The organism is Streptomyces sp. NRRL B-24572 (assembly GCF_002156145.1).
In the GTDB taxonomy this organism is placed as follows: Bacteria; Actinomycetota; Actinomycetes; order Streptomycetales; family Streptomycetaceae; genus Streptomyces; species Streptomyces vietnamensis.
The window spans coordinates 1-7,526 of the sequence record NZ_MWIG01000540.1 but is presented as its reverse complement, the minus strand read 5'-3'; the positions used below and the strand labels follow the sequence as shown (position 1 = coordinate 7,526).

General features: G+C 71.5%; 5 protein-coding genes. 3 read left to right on the top strand and 2 right to left on the bottom strand.

The features are described 5' to 3' along the window. Together pelF and CCN56_RS29235 are read right to left on the bottom strand one after the other, a co-directional pair. Positions 1-1,456, bottom strand: a 1,456-nt coding sequence (gene pelF, locus CCN56_RS29240) for a GT4 family glycosyltransferase PelF (protein ID WP_086830971.1), incomplete at its 3' end; no start/stop codon positions are given. Between the two features lie 41 nt (positions 1,457-1,497). Next, a complete protein-coding gene (locus CCN56_RS29235) occupies positions 1,498-3,609 on the bottom strand; it encodes a hypothetical protein (protein WP_086830970.1) in 2,112 nt (703 codons plus the stop codon). Positions 3,610-3,913: 304 nt separating this feature from the next. Between CCN56_RS29235 and CCN56_RS29230 the strand changes: the two genes are divergently transcribed. The 3 genes from CCN56_RS29230 to CCN56_RS29220 all read left to right on the top strand — a co-directional run. Next, the gene (locus CCN56_RS29230) at positions 3,914-5,422 is read left to right on the top strand and encodes a leucyl aminopeptidase (protein WP_086830969.1); all 1,509 of its coding nucleotides are present in this window, start codon (positions 3,914-3,916) and stop codon (positions 5,420-5,422) included. Between the two features lie 279 nt (positions 5,423-5,701). Then, positions 5,702-7,090: a dihydrolipoyl dehydrogenase gene (gene lpdA / locus CCN56_RS29225; RefSeq protein ID WP_086830968.1), complete on the top strand. Its 1,389-nt coding sequence runs from the start codon at positions 5,702-5,704 to the stop codon at positions 7,088-7,090. 62 nt (positions 7,091-7,152) lie between these two features. Beyond that, positions 7,153-7,526 (top strand): biotin/lipoyl-containing protein (locus CCN56_RS29220; protein ID WP_306300644.1); only part of this gene is annotated, 374 nt, incomplete at its 3' end.

Genomic DNA, 7,526 nt, shown 5'->3' with positions numbered 1-7,526 from the left:
TACCGCGAACTGGCGGGCGCGCCGGGCGGGCGCCCGCCAGTTCGCGGTAGATCCGGCGGAAGCCGTCCACGGAGCGGTGCAGGGTGAACTCGTCGATGACCCGTTGCCGGGCGCGGCGGCCGAGTTCGGCGCGACGGGCGCCGTCCACGAGGAGCGCGGAGACGGCGGCGGCCATGACGGCCGGTTCGCGGGGCGGGACGACGATCCCGGTGTCGCCGACGGCCTCCCGTACGCCTCCGACGTCCGTGGAGACGGTGGCGCGGCCGCAGGACATGGCCTCGATGAGGGAGAAGGGGAAGCCTTCGCTGATGGAGGAGAGCATGACGACGCTGCCGGCCGCGTAGGCCGAGGGGACGTCGCTGATCCGGCCCTCGAAGGTCACCCCGTCGGCGACGCCCAGTTCGGCGGCGAGTTTCTCCAGGCGGGTCAGGTAGTCCTCGTTCCCGGCGGGGACCGGGCCGAACAACCGGAGCCGCAGCTCGGGGAGTTCGGCGCGGCAGATCGCGTACGCCCGGATCAGGGTCTCCAGGTCCTTGATGGGGTCGACGCGGCCGCACCAGCTGAGGGTGGGGGTCTCGGGTTCGGGTCCGGCCTCGGGGAAGAGGGCGGGGTCGACGCCGTTGTAGACGGTGCGGATGCGGTCGGCGGGGGCTCCGCCGCGCTCCTCCCAGCGCCGGTTGTACTGGTTGCAGGGGGTGATGAGGTCGGCCTTGCGGTAGCCGAGGGTGTTGAGCTCGCGGTAGAAGCCGAGCATGAGGGCCTTGACGGGCCAGCGTTGCGCTTCGGTGCGGTAGCCGAGGTAGCGCTCGCGGAGGTAGATGCCGTGTTCGGTGAGCAGGAAGGGCACCCCTTCGAAGTGCTGCGCGGCGAGCGCGGGCAGCGTGGCGAGGCCGCTGGAGACGGCGTGGGCCACGCTGCCGTCGGCTATCCGGGCGGCGAGCGGGCGCAGGGCGTGTTCGAGCAGGTCGGTGGCGGTGAGCGCGTCGTGGACGGTGGGCCGGGCCGCGAGCGTGGGCAGGTGCGGCATGGTCCAGATCCACATGAGGGAGCGCAGGGCGGGCTCGGAGCGGAGGGCGGGGGTCAGCCGTCCCTGCCGGGCGAGTTCGGCGAGTTCGTACAGACCGGTGCCGAAGTCGCAGCCCGCCTCGGGGTCGAGGAGGGCGAGCAGGAGGCTCTCGTACGCGGAGAGGAAGCGGCGGCGTTCGCGCCCCCGCAGGGGCCGGCGCACGGCCGGACCCTGTGGGGGTCCCCAGAGGGGGTGTGCGGTGTGCCGGGTGACGTTGGGCGGCAGCTCCCAGGTGACGGGTTCGCGGCCGCTGCCGGTGAGGGCGAGGATCTCGAAGTCGACCTCGGGCATGCCGCGGACGAGCTGGTCGCACCAGGTGCTGACGCCGCCGTGGACGTGCGGGTAGGTGCCTTCGGTGAGCATGGTGACGTGACGGCCACTGCTCGGCATGTGCGGTTTCCCCCCAGGGCGTGCTGGTCAGGACGTGCCGGTCAGGCGGTCGGGAGCGTGAGGGTGACGGCGGTCTGGAGCAGTTCGGGCGTGGTCCAGGCGGAGCGGGTGCCCGCGTAGGCCGTCCCGAAGGCGGTGCTGCCGAGGAGGAGCTTCTTGCGGGTGCCCTCGGGGGCGGTGACGGGCACGGTGACGCCGGAGGGCGCCTTGACGGTGACCGTGGTGCCGATGCGGTAGGCGGTGACCTTTCCGGCGGTGACGGCCTGGTCCCAGGCGGCGCGGCGGCTCAGTTCGGTGCCGACGTCCTTCTGGGCCGGGTTCACCAGGGGCGCGTTCGCCGCGAACAGGGCCCGGTAGTCGGCGAGTACGCGGTCGAGGACGGGGTAGAGAAGCCGTTCCTCGGCGAGGTTGGACTGGTGCACGTAGTGCGGCCGGGGGTCGTTGCCCAGGACGTGGGAGAGGGCGGTGCGGGCTTCCTGCGGCACGATGTGGTCGGCGTAGCCGGTGGCCGTGGGGAGCGGGGCGGGCAGGCAGGTGGAGGTCGGGTTGGACTCGCAGATCCCGCTGCCGCCGTCGGCGCGGGAGGTGTAGATCCAGTTGTACTCATCGGTCATCTCGGCGGCGGTGCCCACGTTGTAGTACACGTTCATGGGGTGGCGGGGCACGGTCTTCACGGTGCCGGTGCCCACGGCGCGCTGCTGGGGCTCGCGGGAGTTGTCGCTCGCGGTCCATTTCACGCCGTTGTCGGCGAGGGCGCCGGCCAGGTTGGGATTGTCGACGGGCTGCTGGGGCAGGGTCTTGAGGCCGGAGTGCTCGCCGGTGACGAGTTCGGAGCGGTCGACGGAGATGCCCTTGCCGACGGCCCAGTTGTAGTTGTCGCGGATCTGGCCGGAGATCTCGGAGCGGCTGACCCAGAGGGTGTTGCCCGCGGTGTCCTTGGCGCACTGCCAGGGGACGACGGCGTTGTCCTGGACGCAGCCGAGGAAGGGGTGGGTGTAGGTGTGGTTGATCCACCGGTACTGGGCGCGGTCGGCGACGAGCCGGTCGGTGAGCGCGTCGGCGCCGCCGTGCTCGGTCTTCCACTGTTCGCCCTGGCCGCCGTTGTAGACCATGTCGAGGGTGAAGCCGGAAGCCTTCTGCCAGGCTGCGGCGTACTCGGCGTCGGCGGCCGTCATGCGGATCGGGTTGACGGCGTCGCCGCCGCCGACGCAGTCGAAGTCGCCGGGGGTGCAGTTGAGGGCGGGGTCCCAGCGGGCGTCGGGGGCGAAGACGTCGTCGACGTGGACGGAGAGGTAGTTGCGGCTCTGGCCGAGGTGGACGCCCTGGGTGAGCCAGTCGACGATGCCGCGGGCGAGGGCCCGGAACTGCCGCTGGTACTGGTTGTAGGCGAAGGTGACGACGAGTTCGCGGCGTCCGTCGGCGGCGTACTCGCCGACGAGGCTGGCCCGGCCGCCGCCGTCGACGGGGACGTCGAGGTAGCTGGTGTAGCCGGCGCGGGGGCGCCCCGCGTAGCCGTAGCTCTCGGAGATCGAGGGGTCGTTGTCCTCGAAGGTCAGCGCCCCGGCGAGGTACCGGAAGGGGCCCGCCTGTCCGGCGGTGGTGACGTCGGCCCGGTGGCCGTCGAGGACGCCGGACCAGCCGCCCTGGTCGGTGTAGTCGAGGCCGACGCCGGGGTGCGCCCAGGTGTAGGCGTCGACCTGCGGGATCCCGAAGGTCCGCTCGTACGTCTGGAGGGCGGTGGCCTCGGCGGAGTCGGGACCGAAGGCGCTCTCGTGGGGCAGGACGACGCCCTGGTACTTGGCGCGGGGCCGCCCGTCGACCGTGTCGCTGAGGAAGGCCGTGTCGAGGACGGGCCGGTTCGGGTCGTTCAGGTCGATCCTGCGGTACGGGACGCCGGAGCCCTGCAGCTCGGCGGTGATCGCCCCGACCGCGCTGCCGCCGTCGTCGACGACGAGGACGGCGAGGTCCACGCGGGGTGCCGTCGCGGCGACCGCCTGCGCGGAGGGGACGACGGTGGCGAGCAGCGCGGCGGCGGCGAGGGCCGCGATCCTGCCCGTACGAGGACCGGTACGGGGGCCGGTGCGGGCCCCGGTGCGGGCGCCGGCGGCGGTGCGGGGCGCGGTTCTGGGCGTACGGATTCGGCCGGAGTCCATGGCTGGTGTCCCCCCTCGACGGGCCCCGCCCGAACCGGCGGAACGCGTGGAGATGTCGCAGATGAGGCGAAGGACGGTGTGTCGTCCTTGCGTGAATGAGGCGAGTGTGACCGGGAGACAGAGGCCGGAAGGGTAAACATGAAAGAGACACCACGGATGAGTGAATCCCCGCCGCCGTGAGCGAACCGGGTGAGCGAGCGTAGGCTCGTTCTCGGCGCTCCTCGGGCCGAAATACGATGCGGCGGGCACGGTCGGCCCATCCCTCGACCGCCACAGAACTCAATGGAAGCGAGATTTCACCACCGTGACTGCTCTCACTCTCAGCACTGCCGGCGCGGCGACGCTGCGCGCCGACGCCCTCGTCGTCGGCGTCGCGAAGTCCGGGAAGACGATCGTCGTCGCCCCGGGCGCCGAGGCCGTCGACAAGGCCTTCGACGGCCGGCTCGCCGCCGTCCTGGAGACCCTGGGCGCCTCGGGTGCCGAAGGTGAGGCGACGAAGCTGCCCGCCCCCGCCGGTCTCAAGGCCCCCGTCGTCCTGGCCGTCGGCCTCGGCGCGGCCCCCGAGGACGGCGAGTCCTTCGGCGCGGAGACCCTGCGCCGCGCCGCCGGCACCGCCGCCCGCACCCTGACCGGCTCGAAGAAGGCCGCGTTCGCGCTGCCGATCGCCACCGCCGACGACGCCGGCGCCATCGCGGAGGGCGCCCTGCTCGGCGCGTACGCCTACACCGCGTACCAGGACAACGGCAAGGACGCGAAGAAGCCCCTCGCCGAGGTCGCCCTGCTCGGCGCCAAGCCGCGCGACAAGGCCCACAAGGCCGCCGCCGAGCGCGCCCAGGCCGTGGCCGAGGAGATCAACCGCGCCCGCGACCTGGTCAACCAGCCGCCGAACGACCTCTACCCGGCCACCTTCGCCGCCGCCGTCCAGGCCGCCGGCAAGGAGCACGGCCTCAAGGTCCAGGTCCTCGACGAGAAGGCGCTCACCAAGGGCGGCTACGGCGGCATCCTCGGCGTCGGCAACGGCTCCGTGAACCCGCCGCGCCTGGTCCGCGTCGCCTACACCCACCCGAAGGCGGAGAAGACCCTCGCCCTGGTCGGCAAGGGCATCACCTACGACTCGGGCGGCATCTCCCTGAAGCCGGCCGGCCACAACGAGACGATGAAGTGCGACATGGCCGGCGCCGCCGCCGTGTTCTCCACCGTCGTCGCCGCGGCCCGCCTCGGCCTGGAGGTCAACGTCACGGGCTGGCTCGCCCTCGCGGAGAACATGCCGTCCGGCTCCGCCACCCGCCCGGGTGACGTCCTGAACATGTACAGCGGCAAGACCGTCGAGGTCCTGAACACCGACGCCGAGGGCCGGCTCGTCCTCGCCGACGCGATCACCAAGGCCTCCGAGGAACACCCGGACGCGATCGTCGACGTGGCGACCCTGACCGGCGCCATGGTCCTGGCCCTGGGCGACCGCACCTTCGGCATCATGGCCAACGACGACGACTACCGGACCGCGATCCACGAGATCGCCGAGGAGGTCGGCGAGCAGTCCTGGCCGATGCCGCTCCCCGCGGACCTGCGCAAGACCATGGACTCCCCCACCGCCGACATGGCGAACATGGGCGTCCGGATGGGCGGCGGCCTGGTCGCCGGTCTCTTCCTGCAGGAGTTCGTGGGCGAGGGCATCACCTGGGCCCACCTGGACATCGCGGGCCCGGCCTTCCACGAGGGCGCCCCGTACGGCTACACCCCCAAGGGCGGCACCGGCTCCTCGGTCCGCACCCTGGTGAAGCTGGCCGAGCGCACGGCGGCCGGCGAGCTCTGATCGCACCCGTGACAGGTACGGCCCCGGGCTCCGAGCCCGGGGCCGTACCTGTTCGCCGACGACGAAATCCGTAGGTTCGTCCGTGCTCGTGACCCCGCCGTACGGACGATCGGCCGTCTCAGAGCCCGGCCCCGCGTCCCGTCGCCCGTCAACAAGTGCGAAGATGGGTTCTCGGCAGGACAGGGCCCCCACCACAGGGCCGAAATAAAGCGGCCGGACACCAGCCGCCGCCCGGTCGTCGACGACCGGCGACGAGCGCACATGCATGGAGGACGTGACGTGGCGAACGACGCCAGCACCGTTTTCGACCTAGTGATCCTCGGCGGCGGTAGCGGCGGTTACGCCGCGGCGCTGCGCGGAGCGCAGCTGGGCCTGGACGTCGCACTGATCGAGAAGAACAAGCTCGGCGGCACCTGCCTGCACAACGGCTGCATCCCCACGAAGGCCCTGCTCCACGCCGGCGAGGTCGCCGACCAGGCGCGCGAGGCGGAGCAGTTCGGTGTCAAGGCCTCCTTCGAGGGCATCGACATCAAGGCCGTGCACAAGTACAAGGACGACGTGATCTCGGGCCTGTACAAGGGTCTGCAGGGTCTCGTCGCCTCCCGCAAGGTGACCTACATCGAGGGCACCGGCCACCTGTCCTCCCCGACCTCCGTCGACGTGGACGGCCGTCGCGTCGAGGGTCGTCACGTCCTCCTGGCGACCGGTTCCGTGCCGAAGTCCCTGCCCGGCCTGGAGATCGACGGCAACCGGATCATCTCCTCGGACCACGCGCTGACCCTGGACCGGGTCCCCGAGTCCGCGATCATCCTCGGCGGCGGCGTCATCGGCGTCGAGTTCGCCTCCGCGTGGAAGTCCTTCGGCACCGACGTCACCGTCATCGAGGGCCTGAAGCACCTCGTCCCGGTCGAGGACGAGAACAGCTCGAAGCTCCTTGAGCGCGCGTTCCGCAAGCGCGGCATCAAGTTCAACCTCGGCACCTTCTTCCAGTCCGCCGAGTACACCGACAACGGCGTCAAGGTCACCCTGGCCGACGGCAAGACCTTCGAGGCCGAGGTCCTCCTGGTCGCCATCGGCCGCGGCCCGGTCTCCGCCGGTCTCGGCTACGAGGAGCAGGGCGTCGCGATGGACCGCGGCTACGTCCTGGTCGACGAGTACATGCGCACCAACGTGCCGACGATCTCGGCCGTGGGCGACCTCGTCCCGACGCTCCAGCTCGCGCACGTCGGCTTCGCCGAGGGCATCCTCGTCGCGGAGCGCCTGGCCGGTCTGAAGACCGTCCCGATCGACTACGACGGTGTGCCCCGGGTGACGTACTGCCACCCCGAGGTCGCCTCCGTCGGCATCACCGAGGCCAAGGCCAAGGAGATCTACGGCGCGGACAAGGTCGTCGCCCTGAAGTACAACCTCGCGGGCAACGGCAAGAGCAAGATCCTCAAGACCGCGGGCGAGATCAAGCTCGTCCAGGTCAAGGACGGTGCCGTGGTCGGCGTCCACATGGTCGGTGACCGCATGGGCGAGCAGGTCGGCGAAGCGCAGCTGATCTACAACTGGGAGGCGCTGCCGGCCGAGGTCGCGCAGCTCATCCACGCCCACCCGACGCAGAACGAGGCGCTCGGCGAGGCCCACCTGGCCCTGGCCGGCAAGCCTCTGCACTCCCACGACTGACGCTCACGTCATCACAGGGCGCGACGACCACTTTCCGCAATTCGTTAGGAGCAACTGAAACCATGTCGGTTTCCGTAACCCTGCCGGCGCTCGGCGAGAGCGTCACCGAGGGCACCGTCACCCGCTGGCTCAAGGCCGAGGGCGAGCGCGTCGAGGCCGACGAGCCGCTGCTCGAGGTCTCGACCGACAAGGTCGACACCGAGATCCCCGCCCCCGCCTCGGGCATCCTGGCCTCCATCAAGGTCGCCGAGGACGAGACGGTCGAGGTCGGCGCCGAGCTGGCCATCATCGACGACGGCACGGGCGCCGGGGCGGCCTCTGCGGTCGTGGCCGGCGCGGCGGCCGGGGCGCCCGTGCCGTCGTCGGTGATGGCCAGCTTGGCGCCGACCTCGACTGTCCCGTCCTCGGCGACCTCGGTGGAGGCTAGGATGCCCGA